This is a genomic window from Streptococcus sp. HMSC072D05 (assembly GCF_001815805.1).
In the GTDB taxonomy this organism is placed as follows: Bacteria; Bacillota; Bacilli; order Lactobacillales; family Streptococcaceae; genus Streptococcus.
On record NZ_KV821987.1, the window covers coordinates 1 to 24,258 of the forward strand.

General features: G+C 41.8%; 17 protein-coding genes and 1 pseudogene. 14 read left to right on the plus strand and 4 right to left on the minus strand.

Annotated features, from left to right (window positions below; translation table 11 throughout):
• Positions 1–203: 203 nt before the first annotated feature.
• From HMPREF3057_RS01145 to HMPREF3057_RS01195, 7 genes are all read left to right on the plus strand, one after another.
• Entirely contained in the window at positions 204–4,595 is a 4,392-nt protein-coding gene (locus tag HMPREF3057_RS01145; protein WP_070696044.1) for a PolC-type DNA polymerase III, read from the plus strand.
• Between the two features lie 196 nt (positions 4,596–4,791).
• Complete coding sequence (locus HMPREF3057_RS01155) at positions 4,792–6,033, plus strand: aminopeptidase (RefSeq protein ID WP_070696046.1); 1,242 nt, start codon at positions 4,792–4,794, stop codon at positions 6,031–6,033.
• Between the two features lie 9 nt (positions 6,034–6,042).
• Entirely contained in the window at positions 6,043–6,273 is a 231-nt protein-coding gene (locus HMPREF3057_RS01160; protein ID WP_000901578.1) for a GlsB/YeaQ/YmgE family stress response membrane protein, read from the plus strand.
• A 421-nt stretch (positions 6,274–6,694) separates the two neighbouring features.
• Positions 6,695–8,830 (plus strand): AAA family ATPase, encoded by a 2,136-nt coding sequence (locus HMPREF3057_RS01175; RefSeq protein WP_083312789.1) that lies wholly within the window; start codon positions 6,695–6,697, stop codon positions 8,828–8,830.
• Between the two features lie 133 nt (positions 8,831–8,963).
• Positions 8,964–9,686 carry a pseudouridine synthase gene (locus tag HMPREF3057_RS01180; protein WP_070696048.1) on the plus strand — a complete coding sequence of 241 codons (723 nt, stop codon included), beginning with the start codon at positions 8,964–8,966 and terminating at the stop codon, positions 9,684–9,686.
• Between the two features lie 109 nt (positions 9,687–9,795).
• The gene (gene pepC, locus HMPREF3057_RS01190; protein WP_000991645.1) at positions 9,796–11,130 is read left to right on the plus strand and encodes an aminopeptidase C; all 1,335 of its coding nucleotides are present in this window, start codon (positions 9,796–9,798) and stop codon (positions 11,128–11,130) included.
• Between the two features lie 164 nt (positions 11,131–11,294).
• Positions 11,295–13,523 carry an HAD-IC family P-type ATPase gene (locus HMPREF3057_RS01195; protein WP_070696050.1) on the plus strand — a complete coding sequence of 743 codons (2,229 nt, stop codon included), beginning with the start codon at positions 11,295–11,297 and terminating at the stop codon, positions 13,521–13,523.
• A gap of 59 nt (positions 13,524–13,582) precedes the next feature.
• Here the strand turns inward: HMPREF3057_RS01195 and HMPREF3057_RS01200 are convergent, their stop codons facing one another.
• From HMPREF3057_RS01200 to HMPREF3057_RS01215, 4 genes are all read right to left on the minus strand, one after another.
• Positions 13,583–14,494, minus strand: coding sequence for a PTS system mannose/fructose/sorbose family transporter subunit IID (locus tag HMPREF3057_RS01200; protein ID WP_000818313.1), 912 nt, complete (start codon positions 14,492–14,494; stop codon positions 13,583–13,585).
• 14 nt (positions 14,495–14,508) lie between these two features.
• Positions 14,509–15,321, minus strand: a complete 813-nt coding sequence (locus HMPREF3057_RS01205; RefSeq protein WP_001280317.1) for a PTS mannose/fructose/sorbose transporter subunit IIC — start codon at positions 15,319–15,321, stop codon at positions 14,509–14,511.
• Between the two features lie 74 nt (positions 15,322–15,395).
• Positions 15,396–16,385, minus strand: coding sequence for a PTS sugar transporter subunit IIB (locus HMPREF3057_RS01210; protein ID WP_070696052.1), 990 nt, complete (start codon positions 16,383–16,385; stop codon positions 15,396–15,398).
• A gap of 283 nt (positions 16,386–16,668) precedes the next feature.
• Complete coding sequence (locus HMPREF3057_RS01215; RefSeq protein WP_000162337.1) at positions 16,669–17,481, minus strand: Cof-type HAD-IIB family hydrolase; 813 nt, start codon at positions 17,479–17,481, stop codon at positions 16,669–16,671.
• A 187-nt stretch (positions 17,482–17,668) separates the two neighbouring features.
• Here HMPREF3057_RS01215 and HMPREF3057_RS01220 point away from each other — a divergent pair, with 187 nt between their 5' ends.
• The 7 genes and pseudogenes from HMPREF3057_RS01220 to HMPREF3057_RS09865 all read left to right on the plus strand — a co-directional run.
• Positions 17,669–19,087 (plus strand): NCS2 family permease, encoded by a 1,419-nt coding sequence (locus HMPREF3057_RS01220; RefSeq protein ID WP_000359241.1) that lies wholly within the window; start codon positions 17,669–17,671, stop codon positions 19,085–19,087.
• 53 nt (positions 19,088–19,140) lie between these two features.
• Positions 19,141–19,848, plus strand: a complete 708-nt coding sequence (locus HMPREF3057_RS01225; protein WP_000653640.1) for a CPBP family intramembrane glutamic endopeptidase — start codon at positions 19,141–19,143, stop codon at positions 19,846–19,848.
• A 102-nt stretch (positions 19,849–19,950) separates the two neighbouring features.
• The gene (gene folP, locus HMPREF3057_RS01230; protein ID WP_000491578.1) at positions 19,951–20,895 is read left to right on the plus strand and encodes a dihydropteroate synthase; all 945 of its coding nucleotides are present in this window, start codon (positions 19,951–19,953) and stop codon (positions 20,893–20,895) included.
• Position 20,896: 1 nt separating this feature from the next.
• Entirely contained in the window at positions 20,897–22,219 is a 1,323-nt protein-coding gene (locus HMPREF3057_RS01235; protein WP_070696054.1) for a bifunctional folylpolyglutamate synthase/dihydrofolate synthase, read from the plus strand.
• The gene (gene folE, locus HMPREF3057_RS01240) at positions 22,200–22,754 is read left to right on the plus strand and encodes a GTP cyclohydrolase I FolE (protein WP_000380931.1); all 555 of its coding nucleotides are present in this window, start codon (positions 22,200–22,202) and stop codon (positions 22,752–22,754) included. The genes HMPREF3057_RS01235 and folE overlap by 20 nt, the downstream gene beginning before the upstream one ends.
• Positions 22,755–22,912: 158 nt before the next feature.
• Complete coding sequence (gene folK / locus HMPREF3057_RS01245) at positions 22,913–23,734, plus strand: 2-amino-4-hydroxy-6-hydroxymethyldihydropteridine diphosphokinase (RefSeq protein ID WP_000372503.1); 822 nt, start codon at positions 22,913–22,915, stop codon at positions 23,732–23,734.
• Positions 23,727–24,258, plus strand: a pseudogene (locus HMPREF3057_RS09865) (DUF308 domain-containing protein); the annotation flags it as partial. The gene folK and the pseudogene HMPREF3057_RS09865, both read left to right, overlap by 8 nt.

Here is a 24,258-nt window from a genome sequence, read left to right on the forward strand (position 1 = left end):
GTCGCAGGTTCGAATCCTGTCTTCCCGATTGATTACGAGGATACTTAAGGGTATCTTTTTTTATTTACTAAGGAGATTCTGTGAGTCTTCTTTTTTGTTTACGGAACAAATTTGTGTAAACTAGCAGTGCTTAAGGAATGGTACTAGTCATATATTTTCTTTAATTATGGTAAAATAGTAAGAGAATAATGTGAGGAAAATGAATGGCAAGTAAGTTTGAAATTTTAATGAATCAACTAGGAATCTCTGATCAATTGAGACGGGATCCTGCTCTTGTTGATGCCAGAATTGAGCGTGTTGTGGTTCACAAAATTAGTAAGGTATGGGAATTTTATTTTGTATTTTCTAAAATTTTGCCTATTGAAATCTTTCTGGAGTTAAAGAAAGGGCTTGGTGAAGAATTTTCTAAGACAGGAAACCGAGCTGTTTTCGAAATCAAGGCTCTTTCTCAAGAATTCTCTAATGAACTCTTGCAGGCCTACTATAGAGAGGCTTTTTCTGAAGGTCCGTGGGCAAGTCAAGGGTTTAAATCTCTTTACCAGAACTTGCAAGTTCGTGCGGAAGGAAATCAACTCATTATTGAAGGTTCAGAGGCGATTGATAAGGAGCACTTTAAGAAGAATCATCTTCCTAATTTGGCAAAGCAACTCGAAAAGTTTGGTTTTCCAGCTTTTGTTTGTCAAATAGAAAAGAACGATGCTCTTACACAAGAGCAGGAGGAAGCATTCCATACGGAGAATGAACAGATTGTTCAAGCTGCCAATGAGGAAGCGCTCCGGGCTATGGAGCAACTGGAACAAATGGCTCCTCCTCCAGTAGAAGAGAAGCCAGCCTTTGATTTTCAGGCTAAAAAGGCTGCGGCCAAGCCTAAACTAGATAAGGCTGAAGTTACCCAGATGATTGACGTGACGACTGAGGAAAATCGCCTGGTCTTTGAAGGGGTCGTTTTTGATGTGGAGCATAAGGTGACCAGAACTGGTCGCGTTTTGATCAACTTTAAAATGACAGACTACACTTCAAGTTTTTCAATGCAAAAATGGGTTAAGAATGAAGAAGAAGCTCAGAAGTTTGACATCATTAAGAAGAATTCTTGGCTCCGAGTTCGTGGGAATGTGGAGATGAATAACTTCACACGTGATTTGACCATGAACGTCCAGGATGTGCAGGAAGTTGTTCACTATGAGCGGAAGGACTTGATGCCAGAAGGTGAGCGTCGGGTTGAGTTTCATGCCCATACAAATATGTCGACTATGGATGCTCTACCAGAGGTAGAGGAGATCGTTGCGACAGCTGCTAAGTGGGGGCACAAGGCGGTTGCCATCACGGACCATGGAAATGTTCAATCCTTCCCACATGGCTACAAGGCAGCTAAGAAAGCTGGAATCCAGCTGATCTATGGAATGGAAGCCAATATCGTGGAGGACCGTGTCCCTATCGTTTACAACGAAGTGAAGATGGGCTTGTCAGAAGCGACCTATGTGGTCTTTGACGTGGAGACGACGGGACTTTCAGCTATCTATAATGATTTGATTCAGGTTGCGGCCTCTAAGATGTATAAGGGAAATGTTATTGCCGAATTTGATGAATTTATCAATCCTGGGCATCCCTTGTCAGCCTTTACTACTGAGTTAACAGGTATTACAGATGATCATGTTAAAAATGCCAAACCACTGGAACAAGTTTTACAAGAATTCCAAGAGTTTTGCAAGGATACAGTTTTAGTTGCTCACAATGCCACCTTTGACGTTGGCTTTATGAATGCCAACTATGAGCGTCATGGTCTGCCTAAGATTAGCCAGCCAGTTATCGATACGCTGGAGTTTGCTAGAAACCTCTATCCGGAGTATAAACGCCATGGTTTGGGACCTTTGACTAAGCGTTTTGGTGTAGCACTTGAACACCACCACATGGCTAATTATGATGCGGAAGCTACTGGTCGTCTGCTTTTCATCTTTATCAAAGAGGTAGCAGAAAAACATGGTGTGACCGATCTGGCTAGACTCAATATTGATCTAATCAGTCCAGATTCTTATAAAAAAGCTCGGATCAAGCATGCGACTATTTATGTCAAGAATCAGGTAGGTCTAAAAAATATTTTTAAGCTGGTTTCTTTGTCTAACACCAAGTATTTTGAAGGGGTACCACGGATACCGAGAACAGTTCTAGATGCCCATCGAGAAGGATTGATTTTAGGGTCAGCTTGCTCTGAGGGTGAAGTTTTTGATGCTGTCGTTTCCCAAGGTGTGGATGTGGCGGTCGAGGTGGCCAAGTATTATGACTTTATCGAGGTCATGCCACCAGCTATCTATGCTCCCTTGATTGCCAAGGAGCAGGTCAAGGATATGGAGGAACTCCAGACTATTATCAAGAGTTTGATAGAGGTTGGGGACCGTCTTGGCAAGCCTGTTCTGGCTACGGGAAATGTCCATTATATCGAACCGGAAGAAGAGATTTACCGTGAAATTATCGTCCGTAGTTTGGGCCAGGGGGCTATGATTAACCGAACCATCGGTCATGGTGAACATGCCCAACCAGCACCGCTACCGAAGGCTCATTTTAGAACGACCAATGAAATGTTGGATGAATTTGCTTTCTTGGGAGAAGATTTAGCACGCAAATTAGTCATTGAAAACACCAATGCCATGGCAGATATTTTTGAACCTGTTGAGGTTGTTAAGGGTGACTTGTACACACCTTTCATCGACAAGGCGGAAGAAACGGTCGCTGAGCTAACCTATAAGAAAGCTTTTGAAATTTATGGAAATCCGCTGCCAGATATTGTTGATTTGCGGATTGAAAAAGAATTGACTTCTATTCTGGGGAATGGATTTGCCGTGATTTATCTGGCATCGCAGATGCTGGTGCAACGTTCCAATGAACGGGGCTACTTGGTTGGCTCTCGTGGGTCTGTTGGGTCCAGTTTTGTTGCGACTATGATTGGGATTACGGAGGTTAATCCTCTATCTCCTCACTATGTCTGTGGTCAGTGTCAGTACAGCGAGTTTATCACCGATGGTTCTTATGGTTCAGGTTTTGATATGCCCAATAAGGATTGTCCAAACTGTAGTCATAAACTTAGCAAAAATGGACAGGATATTCCTTTCGAGACCTTCCTTGGTTTTGATGGAGACAAGGTTCCTGATATTGACTTGAACTTCTCGGGAGAAGATCAGCCTAGCGCCCACTTGGATGTACGTGATATCTTTGGTGAGGAATATGCCTTCCGTGCAGGAACGGTTGGTACGGTGGCTGCCAAGACTGCCTATGGCTTTGTAAAGGGCTATGAGAGAGACTACGGGAAGTTTTATCGTGATGCAGAGGTGGAGCGTCTTGCTCAAGGTGCGGCTGGTGTTAAGCGGACTACAGGACAACATCCAGGAGGAATCGTTGTTATTCCAAACTACATGGATGTCTACGACTTTACGCCTGTTCAGTATCCAGCGGATGACGTGACGGCTGAATGGCAGACGACTCACTTTAACTTCCATGATATCGATGAGAATGTCCTCAAACTCGATGTACTGGGGCATGATGATCCGACCATGATTCGGAAATTACAGGACTTGTCTGGGATTGACCCTAATGAAATTCCTATGGATGATGAAGGTGTCATGGCCCTCTTTTCTGGAACTGATGTGCTAGGTGTGACGCCTGAGCAAATCGGTACGCCGACGGGTATGCTGGGGATTCCAGAGTTTGGAACCAACTTTGTACGTGGGATGGTAGACGAGACGCATCCGACGACTTTTGCAGAGTTGCTTCAGTTGTCTGGATTATCCCACGGTACTGATGTGTGGTTGGGAAATGCCCAGGATTTGATCAAGCAAGGAATTGCGGACCTATCAACCGTTATCGGTTGTCGGGACGACATCATGGTTTACCTCATGCATGCGGGTCTTGAACCTAAGATGGCCTTTACCATCATGGAACGGGTACGTAAGGGCTTGTGGCTGAAGATCTCCGAAGAGGAGAGAAATGGCTATATCGAAGCCATGAAGGCCAATAAGGTGCCAGAGTGGTATATCGAATCCTGTGGAAAAATCAAGTATATGTTCCCTAAGGCCCATGCGGCAGCCTACGTTATGATGGCCTTGCGTGTAGCCTACTTCAAGGTTCACCATCCCATTTATTATTACTGTGCTTACTTCTCTATCCGCGCCAAGGCCTTTGATATCAAGACCATGGGTGCGGGCTTGGATGCCATTAAGCGTAGAATGGAAGAAATCGCTGAGAAACGGAAGAATAATGAAGCCTCTAATGTGGAGATTGACCTCTATACCACTCTTGAGATTGTCAATGAAATGTGGGAACGCGGCTTTAAGTTTGGCAAGTTAGATCTATACCGTAGTGATGCGACTGAATTCATCATTGATGGAAATACCCTCATCCCACCATTTGTAGCAATGGATGGTCTGGGAGAGAACGTTGCTAAGCAGTTGGTGCGTGCGCGTGAAGAGGGTGAGTTCCTCTCTAAGACAGAACTGCGCAAGCGTGGCGGACTCTCATCTACCTTGGTTGAGAAGATGGATGAAATGGGGATTCTCGGTAATATGCCAGAGGATAACCAGTTGAGTTTGTTTGATGAGTTATTTTAAGAATTAGAATGGAGAACATCTTTATGAAGCTTAGGATTTTTGCGGAAGATAAACCAGCTGAAAGGTTTTTGACTATCAGCTAGAGCTGGCAGATGAAACAATTATCCTATCGACAGCGCTCTTGTCTGGTGCCATTGCTTTAGCAGGATTATTTTCTGCTCTGAAGGAAAAATAACAAAAGAAAAGGAAGAATAGAATGGTTTTACCAAATTTTAAAGAAAATCTAGAAAAATACGCTAAGCTTTTGGTTGCAAACGGTGTGAATGTGCAACCGGGTCACACTTTGGCTCTCTCTATCGATGTGGAGCAACGTGAGTTGGCTCACTTAATCGTCAAAGAAGCTTATGCACTTGGAGCACACGAAGTTATCGTTCAATGGGCAGATGACTTTGTAAATCGCGAGAAATTCCTCCACGCGCCAATAGAGCGTTTGGACAATGTACCAGAATACAAGATTGCTGAGATGAACTACCTCTTGGAAAACAAGGCTAGCCGTCTCGGTGTCCGTTCTTCTGACCCAGGTGCCTTGAACGGAGTGGATGCTGACAAGCTTTCAGCTTCTGCCAAAGCTATGGGACTTGCGATGAAGCCAATGCGTATCGCAACGCAATCCAACAAGGTTAGCTGGACTGTAGCAGCTGCAGCTGGACTTGAATGGGCTAAGAAAGTCTTTCCAAATGCTGCGAGCGATGAAGAAGCAGTGGATCTTCTTTGGGATCAAATCTTCAAAACTTGCCGAGTCTACGAAGAAGATCCAGTTAAGGCTTGGGAAGAACATGCAGCCATCCTCAAGAGCAAGGCAGAAATGCTCAATAAAGAACAATTCTCAGCCCTTCACTACACAGCGCCAGGGACAGATTTGACTCTTGGTTTGCCAAAGAACCACGTTTGGGAATCAGCTGGTGCTATCAATGCACAGGGAGAAGGATTCTTGCCAAATATGCCAACAGAAGAAGTCTTTACAGCGCCTGACTTCCGTCGTGCAGATGGCTATGTAACCTCTACAAAACCACTTAGCTACAACGGAAATATCATCGAAGGTATTAAAGTAACCTTCAAGGATGGTCAAATCGTAGACATTACTGCTGAAAAGGGTGATCAGGTCATGAAGGACCTTGTCTTTGAAAATGCGGGTGCACGTGCCTTGGGTGAATGTGCCTTGGTACCAGATCCAAGCCCAATTTCTCAGTCAGGGATTACCTTCTTTAACACCCTTTTTGATGAGAATGCTTCAAACCACTTGGCTATCGGTGCAGCCTATGCGACTAGCGTTGTTGGTGGTGCAGAGATGAGCGAAGAAGAGCTTGAAGCTGCTGGACTTAACCGTTCAGATGTTCACGTGGATTTTATGATTGGTTCGAATCAAATGGATATCGATGGTATCCGTGAGGATGGAACACGCGTACCACTCTTCCGTAATGGAGACTGGGCAATTTAAGGAGAAGCTATGCTTGGAAGTATGTTTGTTGGTCTCCTAGTGGGACTCTTGGCAGGTGCTTTAACCAATCGCGGAGAAAGCATGGGATGCTTTGGGAAAATGTTTCTCGGCTGGATTGGTGCTTCTTTGGGGCACCTGCTCTTTGGGACTTGGGGTCCAAACCTAGCGGGGATAGCTATTGTTCCAGCTGTTTTAGGTGCTATGGTTGTCTTAGCTATTTTCTGGAGACGAGGAAGTTAATTTCTTAAATCTGATACTCAATGAAAATCAAAGAGCAAACTAGGAAACTAGCCGTAGGCTACTCAAAGCACTGCTTTGCGGTTGTTGATAGAACTGACGAAGTCAGCTCAAAACACTGTTTTGAGGTTGCAGATGGACGTTGACGCGGTTTGAAGAGATTTTTGAAGAGTATGAAAAGAAAAGGAGGTTGGTCATTGTACCAGCCTCCTTTTGAGTATGATATAATTTCATAGTTTCGCAAAATTGGTAAGCTAGATAGTTTCTATATTTTTATCGAATTTCTCTATATAAATCTTCCATGCTTTATTTGATGAGCTCCTCATTACTCGCTATAGAGGAAGTGCCAAGTATTTTTTATAGATAATGCGAACAGATACTCTTTAAAAATGTGTTATAATATAATAACAAGGAGGTTTATATTATGATTGAAGCCATTAAAAATTACACTTATAAGTCGTTTAAAAATTATTCTACTCCAGAGAAGTTCTTCAAACAGAAAAATATACTGTTTGGCTATAATGGTAGGGGAAAGAGTTCACTGTCTAAAGGGATCGTTGAGGAATACTCTAAAAAAGATACCACGGAAGAGTCAATTCGATTTTTTAATAGAGACTATGTAAAAAATCGATTGTTATTAGATAATAGTGACTCTACTATTAGGGGAATTAAAGTTTCTTTTAGTAAAAAAGATGCAGATATCGCAAAAGAGATTGCAGAATTACAAAAACAAATAGAAGACGTTACGGAGCGAAAAAAGAAAAATACTCAAAACCGGCAGACTATTCGAGAAAAGATTGATAGTATTCACGATAATAAAAAAGGAACTGCAAATATCAATAAAAAGCAATCTAAACTTAAAGTTGAAGAAGTCATAGAACAATACTCGGCAGATTTAGAAAATGCACTAAAAGTGAACAATCGAGAGTATATTAAAAGGTTTATTGCTGACAGTGATGAGTTGGAAAAGGAAAAAGATAGAATAACAAGGACTCAACTTCCCGAACTGAAAATACAAGAGATTCTTGCTGATGATAAAGAATTTTTATTCGATGCTTTGCAAAAAAAATATATACTGACCAGTGACATACCGACTTCTGAGGTAATTAGATGGCTGGAGAAAGGTGTTTCGTTACATGATGAATCGGATACTATATGTAAGTTCTGTCATAATAATTTTAATCTTGAAGATGTAAAAGATTCTATTAGAAGATATAAAGAAGATTCTAAGCAGAAAGATATCTTTAGATTAGAAGCAATTAAGGAGTGTTTAGATAGTAATATAAAAAACATTGATAATGCTGAAAGAATTAAGGGGAATTTATCTGTTCTTGGATGTTCTAAAGAAGAGATAGATAAAATATTTAATTTTGATTATTTAGAATATACCACTCATCTTATGGAGGAAATTGAAAGAAAGATTCTAAATATGGATAAATCAATAAAAATAGAAGATTATATTTTAGAATTTGAAAAAGAAGTCAGTAAAAGATCCAAAGAAATTCAGGATATACATAAGAAAAAGTTAGACGAAATAAATACTTCAATCGGCAATATTGAAAGAATTACGAAGGGAACAATTGCAATTGCTATCGAAGAAGCCAATATTTCAGAAAAAATTAAAAATATTCAAAAAAATGAAGCAGAAATTGAGAAAATTGAAAATAGAAATAAGGAACTTTTAGGGGAAATACGAACTTTAGAAGAAAGCAAATCTGAATATATTGATTTTATGGATTTCTTAAACGAAGTGTTAAGTAGTTTAGGAATTCAGATTACATTAAGCTTAAAGGACAATAATTATTATTTGAGACATACCCTTGAAGATTGCGACCTAACAATTGATAATATCAGTGAGGGAGAGAAAAACCTTTTAGCATTATTGTATTTTTACTTTGAATTATACAGTGATAAAGAGCAGAAAAAATTTAAGCCTGAAATTAAACTTGTAGTAATAGATGATCCGATATCAAGTCTTGATGATTCTAATAAGTTCTATGTTTTAGAGATAGTTAAAAAGATACTGTCCGAAAATTTTCCTCAAATATTTTTACTTACTCATTCTTGGAATGATTTTTGTCAAATTACATATGGAATAAAAACTGCGGACACTAATTACGGAATTTTTGAAATATATAAAAATTCAAGTAACAATTTTTATAGCGAAATACGAACTTGTCAAGGGAATATTGCTCCGTATAAGAAATTATTTCAAGAAATCTATATATTGAAAGATAAATATACAGATGAATTGGAACAGTGCGAGATTTATCACGCGGCTAATAGTATGAGGCGTATTTTTGAAGAATTTTTAAACTTTAAAAAAACGAATCTTCTTCCACAAAAGTCTAATCAAGCCGAAATAGAATCTCTATACTATGAAGCTACAGGAAAAACATTAGGGAACAACAAGAAGCGTAAGCTGGGAGAGTTGCTTACTTTTATAAACGTCTTGTCACACCGACCAATTAGAGCGGATGAAATAGTGCAAAATAGTAAAACCTTAATGCAAATCATAGAGAGCATGGACAAAGTTCACTTTAATGAGATGAAAAAATGAGATGAAAAATTTTCTATGTAGTTTATAAAAATTAGTGGATAAAAACGTTGGTGACTGAGAATCATTGGCTTTAAGGGTGCATAGTTGGTTGGTCATTGAGCCAGCTTCCTTTTGAGTATGATATAATAGTTCTATGAGATTAGATAAATTTTTAGTTGCCTGCGCTGTAGGGAGTCGGACGGAGGTCAAAAATTTGCTCAAGGCTGGGCGCGTGACGGTAAATGGTAAAAAAGAAAAGTCAGCTAAACTGCAGATCAATGAGGAAAGAGATGAGATTCGCTTTGATGGCCAAGTGCTGGAGTATGAAGAGTTTGTCTACTACATGATGAACAAGCCCCAAGGAGTCATTTCAGCGACTGAGGATTCTAAACACAGAACAGTGTTGGACTTGTTGGATGATATTGCTCGAACCAAGGAAGTTTTTCCAGTAGGGCGCTTGGATATTGACACGCATGGCCTCCTGCTTTTGACCAATGACGGCCAGCTTGCCCATGCTCTTCTTTCACCAAAACGTCATGTGGATAAGACCTATTTGGCTCAAGTCAAAGGTATTATGACCCAAGAAGATGTGGATGCATTTGCCAAGGGTATTCCGCTCAAGGACTTTACCTGCCAGCCGGCCAAACTGGAGATTTTGTCAGTGGATTCATATAAGGATGAGAGCCAGGTTCGGGTGACTATTAGAGAAGGAAAATTTCATCAAGTCAAACGCATGGTAGCATACTGCGGGAAGGAAGTAGTGGACCTACAACGTTTGGCCATGGGGACTCTAGTTTTGGATGAGAATTTGAAACGAGGAGAATGGCGTCGCTTGACCAAGGAGGAGTTAGAAGTTCTCCTTGCTAGTATTGCTTAGTTTGGATTATGTTAGAAAAGGTGAGGAGAAAGTCCCTGCCTTTTTCATTTTTCAGTTGCTTCCTTTGTGAAAAGAGTTATAATAGACAGTAGAATAAAAGGAGGAATCTATGAACGCGATTCAAGAATCATTTACAGATAAACTATTTGCCAACTATGAAGCAAATGTCAAATACCAAGCAATTGAAAATGCTGCCAGCCACAATGGAATTTTTGCAGCTCTAGAACGTCGCCAAAGTCATGTAGACAATGCACCTGTTTTCTCATTGGATTTGACCAAGGACAAGGTTACTAACCAGAAAGCGTCTGGTCGTTGCTGGATGTTTGCAGCTCTCAACACCTTCCGTCACAAACTCATTTCTCAATATAAATTGGAAAACTTTGAATTGTCACAAGCCCACACTTTCTTCTGGGACAAGTATGAAAAATCTAACTGGTTCTTGGAGCAAGTCATTGCGACTGCAGATCAAGAATTGACGAGCCGTAAGGTTAGCTTCCTACTCCAAACTCCACAACAAGACGGTGGACAGTGGGATATGGTCGTGGCCCTCTTTGAAAAATATGGTGTCGTTCCTAAGTCAGTTTACCCTGAGTCTGTTTCATCTAGTAATAGCCGTGAGCTCAATGCAATTCTTAACAAATTGCTTCGCCAAGATGCCCAAATCTTGCGTGACTTGCTCGCTTCTGGTGCTGACCAAGCGACTGTTCAAGCTAAGAAAGAAGACCTCTTGCAAGAAATCTTTAACTTCCTTGCTATGTCACTAGGTCTTCCACCGCGTAAATTTGACTTTGCTTATCGCGATAAGGATGATAACTACCAAAGCGAAAAGGGTATCACGCCACAAGAGTTTTACAAGAAATATGTCAATCTTCCTCTAGAAGACTACGTTTCTGTTATCAATGCTCCAACTGCTGACAAGCCTTACGGTAAATCTTACACAGTTGAGATGTTGGGAAATGTGGTTGGTAGCCGTGCAGTTCGTTACATCAACGTACCAATGGAGCGCTTAAAAGAATTGGCGATTGCCCAAATGCAAACAGGAGAAACTGTTTGGTTTGGTTCAGATGTCGGCCAGCTCAGCAACCGCAAAGCTGGAATCCTTGCGACTGATGTTTATGACTTTGAATCAAGCATGGATATTCAACTCACTCAAGACAAGGCTGGACGTTTGGACTACAGCGAAAGTTTGATGACCCACGCCATGGTCTTGACAGGTGTGGACTTGGACGAAAATGGCAAGTCAACCAAGTGGAAGGTTGAAAACTCATGGGGAGACAAGGTCGGTGCAGATGGTTACTTTGTCGCCTCAGACGCTTGGATGGACGAATACACTTACCAAATCGTTGTCCGTAAAGAATTGCTGACAGCAGAAGAACAAGCTGCCTATGAAGCAGAACCAATCGTACTTGCACCATGGGATCCAATGGGAGCCTTGGCAGAATAAAGCATAAAGAAAAGAGGTTAGGGGAATCCTAGCCTCTTTTTAAGTTCTTCTTGAAGTGGCGATAGGTGATGCTTGCCAAGGGAGTTCTCCTTATTTTGAGTCTTTAAGTGACAGAGAAAAAGATATGTGTTACTATAGTAGTACAAAAGGATATCGGAGTAGAAATGAAGTATTTAAGCAGTCAAGACATCAAGGATCGTCAACGAAATATCAGCGACATTAAACCCTACAAAACAACCAAGGAAATCGTCGTTTCAAATATCTTTACCTTCTTTAATGCCATGAACCTGGCTCTGGCAGTTCTGGTAGCCACAACCTTGCGATTTGAGAACATGCTCTTTTTAGGTGTGATTGCTATCAATACAGCTATCGGGATTTTCCAAGAAGTGCGTTCAAAAAATGCTTTGGAAAAGCTAAGTTTGCTTGGTAAAAGTAAGTACAAGGTCAATCGAGATGGTCAAACGATCGAGATTGATCCAGAAGACATCGTTCTGGGGGAATATCTGCATCTCAATCTGGGAGATCAGGTACCTGTCGATGCAGAAGTGCTTGAAGGAACGATCGAAGTGGATGAGTCCTTGCTGACTGGTGAGAGTGATTCAGTCTTTAAAACAGCAGGTGACAAGCTGATGAGCGGAAGCAATGTCGTTAGCGGTACTTGTCTGGTCACGGCGACGGCGGTCGGACCCGATAGTTATATCAACAAACTCGCAAAATCCAGCAAGGAATTCAAAAAATACCCTTCTCAACTACGCGATTACATGGATAAGATTTTAAAAATCGTCTCCATCTTGCTGGTGCCAGTTGCCATTCTGCTCTATGTCAGAGGTTTTAGTCTAGGGCGGACTTATATTGAAATTGTCTTGGGAAGTTCTGGCGCCTTGGTCGGCATGATTCCAGAGGGCTTGATTCTCTTGGTTAGCGTCTCCCTTGCGGTAGCGGCCATGAAGTTGGCTAAAAAGAAGGTTCTAGTGCAGGAGCTATACTGTGTAGAGACCTTGGCGCGAGTAGATGTTCTTTGTTTTGATAAAACAGGAACTATCACGACGGGGAATATGAAGGTCCAAGAAATGGATGCTAATGTAGCAGAGAAACTGTCTTCTTATTTGGCTTATTTCGAAGATGAAAATGCAACTTCCCGAGCTCTGAAGACTTACTTAACCTGTGAGAAAAAATGGGAAGTTCAAGAAGTTGGTGCCTTTTCAAGTAAAAACAAGTATTCCTTTGTCCAAGTAAAAGAGGGTGGGACCTATTTCTTCGGTGCTTATGAATTTCTAGGCTTTACCCAGCCGATGGATCCTTACTATGAACATCTAAAACAGCAAGGTTTTCGAATCTTGACACTCGCTCATAGCAAGGACCAGATTACTACCCCAGCCAATATGGAATTACTAGGTAACGTCGTTCTGTCAGATGAGATTAAGGATAATACCAAGGAAACCTTTGACTATTTCGAGTCTCAGGGAGTGGAAGTAAAGATTATCAGTGGAGATAATCATGTGGCTGTATATGGGGTTGCTCGTAAGGCAGGTTTTAAAGAAGAAGCCCGTGCGATTGATATGACCAAGGTGAGTGATGAGAACTTTGAAAGAGTGGTTTTGGAGCATGATATCTTTGGTCGCGTGACACCAGAGCAGAAAGAAAAGATGGTGACCGTTTTGCAGAATGCTGGGAAAACAGTCGCCATGAGTGGTGATGGTGTCAATGATGTTCTGGCTCTCAAAAAAGCAGATATTAGTTTTGCTATGAATGGAGCCACCAGTGCAGCAAAAAGCGTCTCCAATATTGTTTTTCTCACAGATGACTTTGCAGTATTTTATGATATCTTGATGGAAGGACGCCGGGTCATTAACAACATCCAAAAGGTAGCCTCTCTTTTTCTAACAAAGACCTTCTTCTCCATCGTTTTTGCCATTTTGAGTGTGGTATTTGGTTTGGAATTTGCCTTTATCCCCATTCAGTTTACAATCATTTCAGCCATTACGATTGGGATTCCATCCTTCTTCCTGACTTTTGAGTCCAATAAAGAAAAGGTTAGCACTCACTTTATGAGAGATATCCTAACCAACGCGGCGATTGGTGGTGGCGTTCTGGTTGCTAGTGTTCTTTTGACCAATTTCTTTATCACTGTCCCAGGTCAGGTCAAATTTATTTGCTTCCTCCTTGCCCTGATCAATGGTCTGTGTCTAGTTGCCAAGGTCAGCTTGCCTTTTAATCGATACAAGATGCTTTTGCTCACGTTTTTGAGCCTTGCAGCCCTTGTTGGTGTACTTGCCAATACTTTTATCCTACAGGGAGCTTTTGTGCCTTTAGAAGCCAAACAGCTACTCTATGTTGCCATACTAGCAGTGGTGATTGGGTGCTTTCATTATCTTACTAGGAGAAAAAGTTGATACATAAAAAGAATCAGGTTTAATCCTGATTCTTTTTTGTTTATATATTCTCACCGAGATTACATGATACCGAAGAAACGAGCTGCGATACCAACTGCAAAGAGGGCAAGGATGATTGTGATTGGAGATACTTTTTTCTTAAGCAACCACATGCAAAGGAAAGTAAGGAGAAGTCCCATCAATCCTGGAATCAATGAGTCCAACTGACCTTGAAGCGTTTGTGGTTGAACTCTATCTAGGCTCATACCACTAAGCGCTTGACCAAGAATGCCCTTCAACTCAGCTCCTGTAACAGGACCTTCTGGGAAGTTGATGTAGGCACCTTCTGACAATTGTTTGCCTGGAAGGTTGATAGTGAAGTTGATAGATACCCAACGTTGTACAAGAACGGCAAGGATGAACATACCAAGGATAGATGCTCCTTTGGTGATGTCTTTTAAGATACCACCAGACATGTCTTTAGTGATTTCAGATCCAGCTTTGTAACCGAACTCTTGTGTATACCATAGGAAGGCCATACGGATAGCATTCCATCCAAAGAAGAAGAGAAGGGGACCAACAATGTTACCAGATGCAGCAAGTGATGCACCAAGGGCTCCAAGGATAGGACGAACTGTAAACCAGAATACTGGGTCACCGATACCAGCAAGAGGTCCCATCATACCGATCTTAACCCCTTGGATAGCCGCGTCGTCGATTTCTACACCGTTAGCGCGCTCTTCTTCAAGTGCAAGGGTAACCCCCATGATTGGAGCAGCTACGTATGGGTGAGTGTTGAAGAACTCAAGGTGACGCTCAAGAGCAGCCGCTTGGTCTTCTTTTTTAGTGTACAATTTTTTGATAGCTGGGATTAAAGAGTAAGCCCAACCCAAGTTTTGCATACGTTCGTAGTTCCAAGAACCTTGAAGGAATTGTGAACGCCACCAAACTTTTTGACGATCTGATTTTGATAATTGAATTTTTTCAGCCATGATTGTTCCCCTTTCTAGTAGTCTTCTAGGATATCACCGATTGGGTCGTTAGAAGTCGCAGCTCCGCCGCCACCGTTTCCACCTTGTTTTGTAAGGTTAAGGTAGATGAAGGCAAGGGCAACACCGATGACACCAAGGGCAATCAAAGTCAATTGAGAGATTGCTGCAAGAGCAAAACCGATAGCGAAGAATGGCCATACTTCACGAGTTGCCATCATGTTGATAACCATAGCATAACCTACGGCAACGACCATAGCACCACCGACAGCCATACCACCGTTCAACCAGTCTGGCATCAAACCAAGAGCGTCTTGAACAGCAGAAGCAGGGATAGCGATAAGGAAGGCAGCAGGGATTGCAATACGAAGACCTTGAAGAAGAAGTGCAACAAAGTGAGCACGCTCAACAGCTGCAATGTTTCCGTCTTTAGCAGCAGCATCAGCTGAGTGAACTAAGGCAACTGAGATTGTACGAACAATCATAGTCAAGAAAAGTCCAGCTACGGCAAGAGGGATAGCTGTTGCTGTTGCAACGGCGATACCATCAGTAGTAAAGTTACCACCTTTGATCAAGATGATCGCTGCGGCAACAGATGCAAGGGCAGCGTCAGGAGCTACAGCAGCTCCGATGTTTGCCCAACCAAGGGCGATCATTTGAAGAGATCCACCAAGCATAACCCCTGCTTCGAGGTTACCAGTTGCAAGTCCGATAAGGGTACATGCGACGATTGGTTGATGGAATTGGAATTGGTCGAGGATACCTTCAAGACCTGCAAGGAAGGCAACAACTACAACCAAGATAGCAGAAATGATTGAAATATCTGACATGGTTTTATTCCTTTTCTATTTAGTTTTAATAAAGTATTTAATCCTGTTTTCAAAAATGATAAAACAGATTAAAATTATTGAACGTTTGCTTTCTTAATCAAGTCAAACAAATCTTTTTTCGTGTCGTTTGGTACTTTACGTACATCAAATTCAACACCGAGGTCACGCATTTTTTCAAATGTTGCAACATCATCTTTGTCCATAGACAAGACGTTGTTAATCATTGTTTTACCTGTTGAGTGGGCCATAGAACCAACGTTAAGGGTCTTGATTGGCACGCCACCTTCGATGGCACGAAGGGCATCTTGAGGTGTTTCAAACAAGATAAGAGCATGTGTGTTACCAAAACGAGGATCTTTTGCAACCTCAATCAATTTTTTGATTGGTACAACGTTCGCTTTTACTCCGTTAGGAGCAGCTTGCTTGATCAATTCTTTACGCAACTCGTCGTTTGCAACGTTATCTGAAGCAACGATGATACGGTCTGCTTTTGAATCTGGTGTCCAAGCAGTTGCGACTTGTCCGTGAAGAAGACGTGTGTCAAGACGGGCAAGATTGATTTTCAATTTACCGTCTCCGATAACAGTTCCTTCTGGAATAGCAGCTTGGGCAACTGGAGCAGCCGCAGCACTAGCCCCTTCCTCAACTGGGTTAAGCTCTTCTGGAAGAGCCTTGATGCCATCTTTGGCTTCTTTAATGATATTCGCAGCGACTTTATCCACACCTGCAGTAGCGTCCATAAGGCGCTCAGTGTAGGCTTGGATCAACATCGGCAAGTTAAGTCCTGTGATGATGGCAAACTTACGTTCTGGACTTTCTCCCATCACGCGGCTAGCTTGGTTGAATGGAGATCCACTCCAAAGGTCAGCCAATACTAGAACCTCATCTTCTGCGTCAAATGCAGCCACAGCGTTGTTGAATTTAGCGTAAAGGTCATCTGGACCTTCATTTGGCATAAAGGTTACAACTTGAACCTTTTCTTGTTCACCAAAGATCATAGATCCTGACTGATGAATACCCGCAGCAAATTCGCCGTGGCTCGCAATAATGATTCCGATACTCATTATTGTCATTCCTCCTTATAAAATGTTTGACTGTATGTTTAAGAAAACTTTAAGCCTAACTTTAAGTATAAACCGTTTTCATATAAAAATCAACTACTTTTTCTAAAAAGATGTAAAAGTTTTCATAGAATGACTTTTTAAAAATATTAATATATCAATGTTTTTTGAGAGATAAATGAAAATGGTAATAGAAAATTTAATATAAAAATACAGAAAATAAGCCGCTTTAGTGAAAATAAAATGAAAACAAAAAGGAAAGATTGCGACCATGCAATCTTCCCTTTTATAAGAATAAATTTTGTAAAGCGCGGGCAACTCCATCTTCTTCGTTGGTCAGAGGAAGTTGTTCGTCTGCATATGGAAGAAGAGCAGGATTGGCGTTTTTCATAGCATATCCCTTGCCTGCAAATGCCAACATTTCAGTGTCATTATGCTCATCACCAAAGGCGATTAAGTCTTTTTTATCACGATTCATCACATTGAGCAAGTACTCTAGAGCAAAAGCCTTGTTTACACCCTTGGGAGTACACTCGAGGATGTTGAGGGGCCCGCCCCAGGTATTGATAGCTAGTTGGTGCTGATAAAAACGATTCATCTCGTCCGCTAAAGCGTATTTGTCTTCAGCCCTTGTTTGCAAGAGGATGCAGTTGGGATCTTTGGTTACTCGTTCAGGTTTGAATTGATTTTCTGGCCGGAAGTTCTCTACGCCAAATAGTTTAGGATCTGCAATTTCTTCATTCGGTGTCGTGATATAGAATTTTTTTCGATATTCTCCCGCAATAAAATCAGCCTGGATGTCCTCCGTGCGCTTGACCATGTCTAGGAGGTATTTTTTGTCCAAGGTCAGGCACTTTTCATGCTCCCAAGTCTGTCCTGGTAGATGGGTAAGGGAGCCGTTAAAGTTAATCATGGGAGTATGCAATTCTAGCTCACGATAGAAGTCTTTTGCCATACGATACGGACGGCCTGTCGTGATGATGACATGGTGTCCTTTTTCTGAAATTTTTTTGATCGTCTCTTTGGTGAAATCGGAGAGCTTGCTTTCATTATTTAGCAGGGTTCCGTCCAAATCGACTGCGATAATTTTTTTAGTCATATAAACCTTCCTAGTCGTTTCCAGATAAGATGTCTACTATTATATCAAAAAGAAGGAAGAAAAGCAGATAAGAACAAAAACTACAGTTGCTTTGATTTATTAAATAAATCAAACAAACATATTGAAAAGGTGAATGATAAATGATATAATACTAATATTGTTCGTAAAAAACAAAAGGAGATTAAAGATGGACAAACTATTTAAACTAAAAGAGCACGGGACAGATGTCCGTACAGAGGTGCTTGCTGGTTTAACAACATTCTTTGCAATGAGTTATATTCTCTTTGTAAACCCTCAAATGCTTTCCCAAACGGGTATGCCTGTTCAAGGTGTGTTCTTGGCAACGATTATCGGTTCTGTAGTAGGTACTTTGATGATGGCTTTCTATGCTAATTTGCCGTACGCACAAGCACCAGGTATGGGACTAAATGCCTTCTTTACATTTACAGTTGTATTTGGGATGGGCTATACTTGGAAAGAGGCTCTTGGTATGGTCTTCATTTGTGGAATTATTTCACTGATTATTACCTTAACAAATGTTCGTAAAATGATCATCGAATCTATTCCAACAACACTTCGTTCAGCTATTTCGGCTGGTATTGGTGTTTTCCTTGCCTATGTTGGAATTAAGAATGCTGGTCTCTTGAAATTCTCAATCGATCCAGGTACTTATACGGTAGCAGGTGAAGGAGCAGACAAGGCTCAAGCTGCACTTACTGCAAACTCCGCAGCTGTTCCAGGATTGGTAGACTTCAATACTCCAGCCGTATTGGTGGCTCTTGCAGGTTTGGCTATTACCATTTTCTTTGTTGTTAAAGGCATCAAGGGTGGAATCATTCTTTCTATTTTAACAACGACTGTGCTTGCCATTGCTGTTGGTGTTGTCAAATTATCAGGGATTGACTTTGCTAGCAACAATCTTTCAGCAGCGGTTAATGATTTAGGAACTTTGTTTGGTGCTGCTCTTGGTTCAGAAGGTTTAGGATCTTTGATTTCAAACACTTCGCGTTTACCAGAAACCTTGATGGCTATTCTTGCCTTCTCACTAACGGATATTTTTGATACAATCGGTACTCTTATCGGTACTGGTGAAAAAGTTGGTATTGTTGCGACAAGTGGGGAAAACCATGAGTCCGCTAAATTGGACAAGGCTCTATACTCTGACTTGGTGGCAACTTCGGTAGGTGCCATTGCAGGTACTTCAAACGTTACGACCTATGTTGAATCTGCGGCTGGTATCGGTGCTGGTGGACGTACTGGTTTGACAGCCCTAGTGGTTGCGATCTGTTTTGCTCTATCTAGCTTCTTTAGCCCACTTCTAGCGATTGTTCCGACAGCTGCAACAGCACCAATTTTGATCATCGTCGGAATCATGATGCTTTCTAACTTGAAAAATATCCCTTGGGATGATATGGCTGAAGCGGTTCCTGCCTTCTTCACATCTATCTTTATGGGATTCAGCTACTCTATCACACAAGGGATTGCTGTTGGTTTCTTGACATATACCTTGACAAAAGTTGTCAAAGGTCAAGCCAAGGATGTGCACGTGATGATTTGGATTTTGGATGCCTTGTTTATCCTTAACTATATCAGTATGGCGCTATAAATGGTATAATAGAAAAAGGGGAGTCTCCCCTTTTTCTTATAAGGAGGTACATCATGAAAGATAAGACGATTTGGCAAGAGGTTTTAAACAGAGGGAAATGGGTGATCATCCTTTTGGTAGCTTTTGTTCTATCTCAATTTCCCATAGGACTTGCTTTGTTTTTAGCAAACAAACAGTTTCCGATTTTACAGTCAGGGCTCTTAGTAGGTGCTCTATCCATAGTCGTTTTGATTGTATTCATTATTGGTGCACGAAAAACACAACTTGCTACTTTTAATCTATCCTTTTTTAAGGCAAAAGACTTGGCTCGCTTGGTACTGAGTTATCTGGTGATTTTTGCGACAAATCTCTTGGGTTCACTACTGCTTCGACTAACAAATGAGGCAACAACCAGTAACCAATCAATACTGAATGGTTTGGTTCAGAATAGTTCCTTGATTTCAACTTTCTTCCTACTAGTCTTGATTGCGCCGATTTGTGAAGAAATTTTGTGTCGTGGGATTATTCCAAAAAAGATCTTCCGCGGAAAAGAAAAACTAGGTTTTATTGTTGGTGCAATCGTCTTTGCCTTGCTTCATATGCCAACCAATCTACCTTCTGTGATTATTTATGGAGGAATGTCAACGGTTTTGACTTGGACAGCCTATAAGACTGAGCGTTTGGAGATGTCCATTTTGCTTCATATGATTCTCAATGGTATTGCATTTTGTTTGTTGGCCTTATTGGTATTGATTAGTAGAAATCTAGGTCTATCATTCTAAACCATTAGCCGCTTGGAAAAGATGAATACTAGCGTATCCATCTTTTTCTTTTTATGGTAAAATAGAGAAATAATGTGGTGAAAAACCTTGAGGAGTGACCTTATGTTCAGTAAAGCTAGTCAGGCAAAAACAGCTATTTGTGGAATTATCAATGTAACACCAGATTCCTTTTCGGATGGTGGTCAGTTTTTTGCTGTTGACCAGGCGCTTCAGCAAGCCCGTAAATTGATAGCTGAAGGAGCTAGCATGCTTGATATCGGTGGAGAATCGACTCGGCCGGGCAGTAGCTATGTTGAGATAGAAGAGGAAATCCAGCGTGTTGTTCCAGTGATTAAAGCTATCTGTGAGGAAAGTGATGTTCTCATTTCCATCGATACTTGGAAAAGTCAGGTGGCAGAGGCTGCTTTGGCTGCTGGTGCCAATCTGGTAAATGACATTACGGGTCTCATGGGAGATGAGAAAATGGCGGATGTGGTTGCTAAGGCTGGTGCGAAAGTAGTCATCATGTTTAATCCAGTCATGGCTCGACCTCAGCACCCTAGTTCGCTCATATTTCCTCATTTTGGTTTTGGGCAAGCTTTTACAGAGGAAGAGTTAGCTGACTTTGAAAAAATGCCAATTGAAGACTTGATGGAGGCTTTCTTTGAACGAGCACTAGCGAGAGCCAATCAAGCTGGGATAGCAAGAGAAAACATTTTGCTGGATCCGGGAATTGGTTTTGGTCTCACCAAGAAGGAAAATCTACTTCTTCTACGGGACCTTGATAAATTGCATCAGCAGGGCTATCCAATCTTTCTTGGTGTTTCGCGCAAGCGGTTTGTTATCAATATCCTTGAGGAGAATGGCTTTGAAGTCAATCCTGAGACGGAAGTCGGTTTCCGAAATCGGGACACCGCTTCGGCTCATGTAACCAGTATCGCTGCGAGACAGGGTGTGGAAGTGGTGCGCGTGCACGATGTTGCCAGTCACAGGATGGCAGTTGAAATTGCGTCAGCCATTCGTTTGGCAGATGATGCAGAAAATCTAGATTTAAAACAATATAAGTAAGATGAACGAAATTGAAAACAATCAGTGGATTGCCCACTACCGGACGGACCAACCACATTTTGGCTTGGAACGCATGGTAGAACTCCTAGCTCTGCGAGGCAATCCCCAGCTCAAACTCAAGGTCATCCATATCGGAGGGACCAACGGCAAGGGGTCTACCATTGCTTTTTTGAAAAAGATGCTGGAAAACCTAGGGCTGAGAGTTGGGGTGTTCAGCTCGCCCTATCTTATTCATTATACGGATCAGATTAGCATTAATGGGGAATCCATCCCAGAAACTAGGCTAGAAGCCCTCATGGCAGACTATCAGTCTTTGCTTGAGGGGGAATCTGCTGATAATTTGCAGGGAACAACCGAGTTTGAGATAATTACAGCTATAGCCTATGATTACTTTGCCTCAGAGCTAGTAGATGTGGCCATCATGGAAGTCGGTATGGGTGGCCTTCTGGATAGTACTAATGTCTGTCAGCCAATTTTAACAGGAATTACGACTATTGGACTGGATCATGTGGCCCTACTTGGTGACACCTTGGAATCCATAGCAGAGCAGAAGGCTGGTATTATCAAACAAGGTATTCCATTAGTGACAGGTCATATTGTTCCTGAAGCCTTGGCTGTGATTGACTACATTGCAGAAGATAAAAATGCACCGAGACTTGCCTATGGGAAAGATTATCAGGTCAGTCACCAAAAGAGTGTGGTGACAGGCGAAATCTTTGATTATATTAGTTCTGTCAGACAAGGTCGCTTTCAAACAGGCCTACTTGGTTTACATCAGATAGAGAATGCGGGGATGGCGCTTGCTCTCCTAGACACTTATTGTCAGGAGACTGGACGGGAGTTGGCAAGTAATGACTTGGTTGCTCAAGCTTTGAAAGAGACCAGATGGCCAGGGCGTTTGGAGGTCGTGTTTAGCGACCCCTTGATGATTTTGGATGGGGCCCACAATCCCCATGCTATCAAGGCTTTACTAGCAACCTTACAAGAACGCTTTGCGGATTATCATAAGGAAATCCTCTTTACTTGCATTAAAACCAAGGCTTTGGAGGATATGCTGGATTTGCTAGAAACGGTGCCAGATAGTCAATTGACTTTAACCCATTTTGACGATAGTCGGGCGACTGATGAAAACGTGCTGAAAAAGACAGCAAAGTCTAGAAATCTCAATTACCAAAGTTGGCCGGATTTTCTAGAGCAGAAATTGACAGATAAAAATGAAGAGAAACAAACAGTTAGGATTGTCACGGGTTCCTTGTATTTCTTGAGCCAAGTGAGAACCTATCTAATGGAGAGGAAAAACGAGAATGGATACACAAAAGATTGAAACGGCTGTAAAAATGATTATCGAGGCTGTTGGTGAGGACGCTAACCGCGAGGGCTTGCAGGAAACACCTGCTCGTGTAGCCCGTATGTACCAAGAGATTTTTTCAGGTCTTGGCCAAACTGCTGAGGAACACCTGTCAAAATCCTTTGAGATTATCGACGATAATATGGTAGTGGAAAAGGATATCTTTTTCCATACTATGTGTGAGCACCACTTTTTGCCATTTTATGGTAGAGCGCACATTGCCTACATTCCAGATGGCCGTGTGGCAGGCTTGTCCAAGCTTGCCCGTACGGTTGAAGTTTATTCTAAAAAACCACAGATTCAAGAACGTTTGAATATTGAGGTTGCTGATGCCTTGATGGACTATCTGGGTGCTAAGGGAGCCTTTGTTGTTATTGAGGCAGAACATATGTGTATGAGCATGCGTGGTGTCAGAAAACCAGGTACTGCAACCTTGACGACAGTAGCTCGCGGTCTATTTGAAACAGATAAGGACCTCCGAGATCAAGCTTATCGTTTAATGGGACTATAATACTCTTCGAAAATCAGATTCAAACCACGTCAGCTTCCATCTACAACCTCAAAGCAGTGCTTTGAGCAACCTACGGCTAGCTTCCTAGTTTGTACTTTGATTTTCATTGAGTATAAAAATAATCCGCTTCATGCGGATTTTTCTAGAAAGGACTAGTTATGGATCAACTGCAGATTAAAGATTTGGAAATTTTTGCCTATCATGGTCTTTTCCCTAGTGAGAAAGAATTGGGGCAGAAGTTTGTTATTTCCGCAAGCTTATCCTATGATATGACCAAGGCGGCTACAGAATTGGATTTGACAGCTTCTGTCCATTACGGAGAACTGTGTCAGCAGTGGACGACTTGGTTTCAGGAAAGCACTGAGGATTTGATTGAAACGGTAGCCTACAAACTAGTTGAACGTACCTTTGAGACTTATCCTCTTGTCCAAGAGATTGAGTTGGAACTAAAAAAACCATGGGCTCCAGTGCATTTACCACTAGATACCTGCTCGGTAACCATCCACCGTCGCAAGCAACGTGCCTTTATCGCCCTAGGAAGCAATATGGGCGATAAGGAAGCCAACTTGGAACAAGCTATTGACAAACTGCGAGCTCGAGGTATCCATATTCTCAAGGAGTCCAGTGTCTTGGCGACAGAGCCTTGGGGAGGTGTGGATCAGGATAGCTTTGCCAATCAGGTGATTGAAGTAGAGACTTGGCTACCAGCACCAGTCTTGTTAGAAACATTATTAGCTATTGAGTCAGAAATGGGACGGGTTCGAGAGGTGCATTGGGGGCCTCGTTTGATTGATTTGGACCTACTCTTTATGGAGGACCAGATTATTTACACAGACGAGCTCATATTGCCTCATCCTTATATAGCAGAACGCCTCTTTGTTCTTGAGCCGTTAGTGGAAATAGCTCCCCATTTTATCCATCCAATCTTAAAACAACCAATTCGTTACTTGGTTGACCAGTTGGAGCAAGAAAATGCCTAAGTTTTCTGAAACCTATAGCAAGTGGAAGAGTATCGGGGAGGGACTACTTGCTATTGTTTTAGGGCTTCTCTTGATCCGATTTGGACAAGTTATTCCGAGAATGGGATACCAGTTGCTGATGGGCTACTTTTCCTTGTCAGCGGTTTGGCACTTGTTGACTCGCTGGTTTCAGGATAAAAAACGTCGGGAAAATATCTTTGTAACCTTGGGCAAGCTGGCGGTTGCGGCTCTGGTGTTTGACTCTATCATCTTGCAAGACCTTGCCCTCTATCTCTTGGTTTTTATCATCGCGAGCTACCAGCTGTTTACGGGCATCATTAGTCTTGTGACTTGGTCTCTCTATCGAAAAAATGCCATTCATCCTCGGCTCCATCATCTCTTCGATGCTGTATGGATGATAGGATTCGGTCTTTATAGCATCTCTCCTTTTCACGATGCAGCGAATTTTGAATTGCTCTTGCTTGGATTTTACTTACTCATGCTAGGAGCCAGTAGCCTCCGGGACGGTTTCTTTTTTGAAAGGA

What these genes read in the sequence shown, in the direction of transcription:
- HMPREF3057_RS01145 (WP_070696044.1), top strand. Translation starts at nt 204, where the DNA reads ATGGCAAGTAAGTTTGAAATTTTAATGAATCAACTAGGAATCTCTGAT.
- HMPREF3057_RS01155 (WP_070696046.1), top strand. Translation starts at nt 4,792, where the DNA reads ATGGTTTTACCAAATTTTAAAGAAAATCTAGAAAAATACGCTAAGCTT.
- HMPREF3057_RS01160 (WP_000901578.1), top strand. Translation starts at nt 6,043, where the DNA reads ATGCTTGGAAGTATGTTTGTTGGTCTCCTAGTGGGACTCTTGGCAGGT.
- HMPREF3057_RS01175 (WP_083312789.1), top strand. Translation starts at nt 6,695, where the DNA reads ATGATTGAAGCCATTAAAAATTACACTTATAAGTCGTTTAAAAATTAT.
- HMPREF3057_RS01180 (WP_070696048.1), top strand. Translation starts at nt 8,964, where the DNA reads ATGAGATTAGATAAATTTTTAGTTGCCTGCGCTGTAGGGAGTCGGACG.
- pepC (WP_000991645.1), top strand. Translation starts at nt 9,796, where the DNA reads ATGAACGCGATTCAAGAATCATTTACAGATAAACTATTTGCCAACTAT.
- HMPREF3057_RS01195 (WP_070696050.1), top strand. Translation starts at nt 11,295, where the DNA reads ATGAAGTATTTAAGCAGTCAAGACATCAAGGATCGTCAACGAAATATC.
- HMPREF3057_RS01200 (WP_000818313.1), bottom strand. Translation starts at nt 14,494, where the DNA reads ATGGCTGAAAAAATTCAATTATCAAAATCAGATCGTCAAAAAGTTTGG.
- HMPREF3057_RS01205 (WP_001280317.1), bottom strand. Translation starts at nt 15,321, where the DNA reads ATGTCAGATATTTCAATCATTTCTGCTATCTTGGTTGTAGTTGTTGCC.
- HMPREF3057_RS01210 (WP_070696052.1), bottom strand. Translation starts at nt 16,385, where the DNA reads ATGAGTATCGGAATCATTATTGCGAGCCACGGCGAATTTGCTGCGGGT.
- HMPREF3057_RS01215 (WP_000162337.1), bottom strand. Translation starts at nt 17,481, where the DNA reads ATGACTAAAAAAATTATCGCAGTCGATTTGGACGGAACCCTGCTAAAT.
- HMPREF3057_RS01220 (WP_000359241.1), top strand. Translation starts at nt 17,669, where the DNA reads ATGGACAAACTATTTAAACTAAAAGAGCACGGGACAGATGTCCGTACA.
- HMPREF3057_RS01225 (WP_000653640.1), top strand. Translation starts at nt 19,141, where the DNA reads ATGAAAGATAAGACGATTTGGCAAGAGGTTTTAAACAGAGGGAAATGG.
- folP (WP_000491578.1), top strand. Translation starts at nt 19,951, where the DNA reads ATGTTCAGTAAAGCTAGTCAGGCAAAAACAGCTATTTGTGGAATTATC.
- HMPREF3057_RS01235 (WP_070696054.1), top strand. Translation starts at nt 20,897, where the DNA reads ATGAACGAAATTGAAAACAATCAGTGGATTGCCCACTACCGGACGGAC.
- folE (WP_000380931.1), top strand. Translation starts at nt 22,200, where the DNA reads ATGGATACACAAAAGATTGAAACGGCTGTAAAAATGATTATCGAGGCT.
- folK (WP_000372503.1), top strand. Translation starts at nt 22,913, where the DNA reads ATGGATCAACTGCAGATTAAAGATTTGGAAATTTTTGCCTATCATGGT.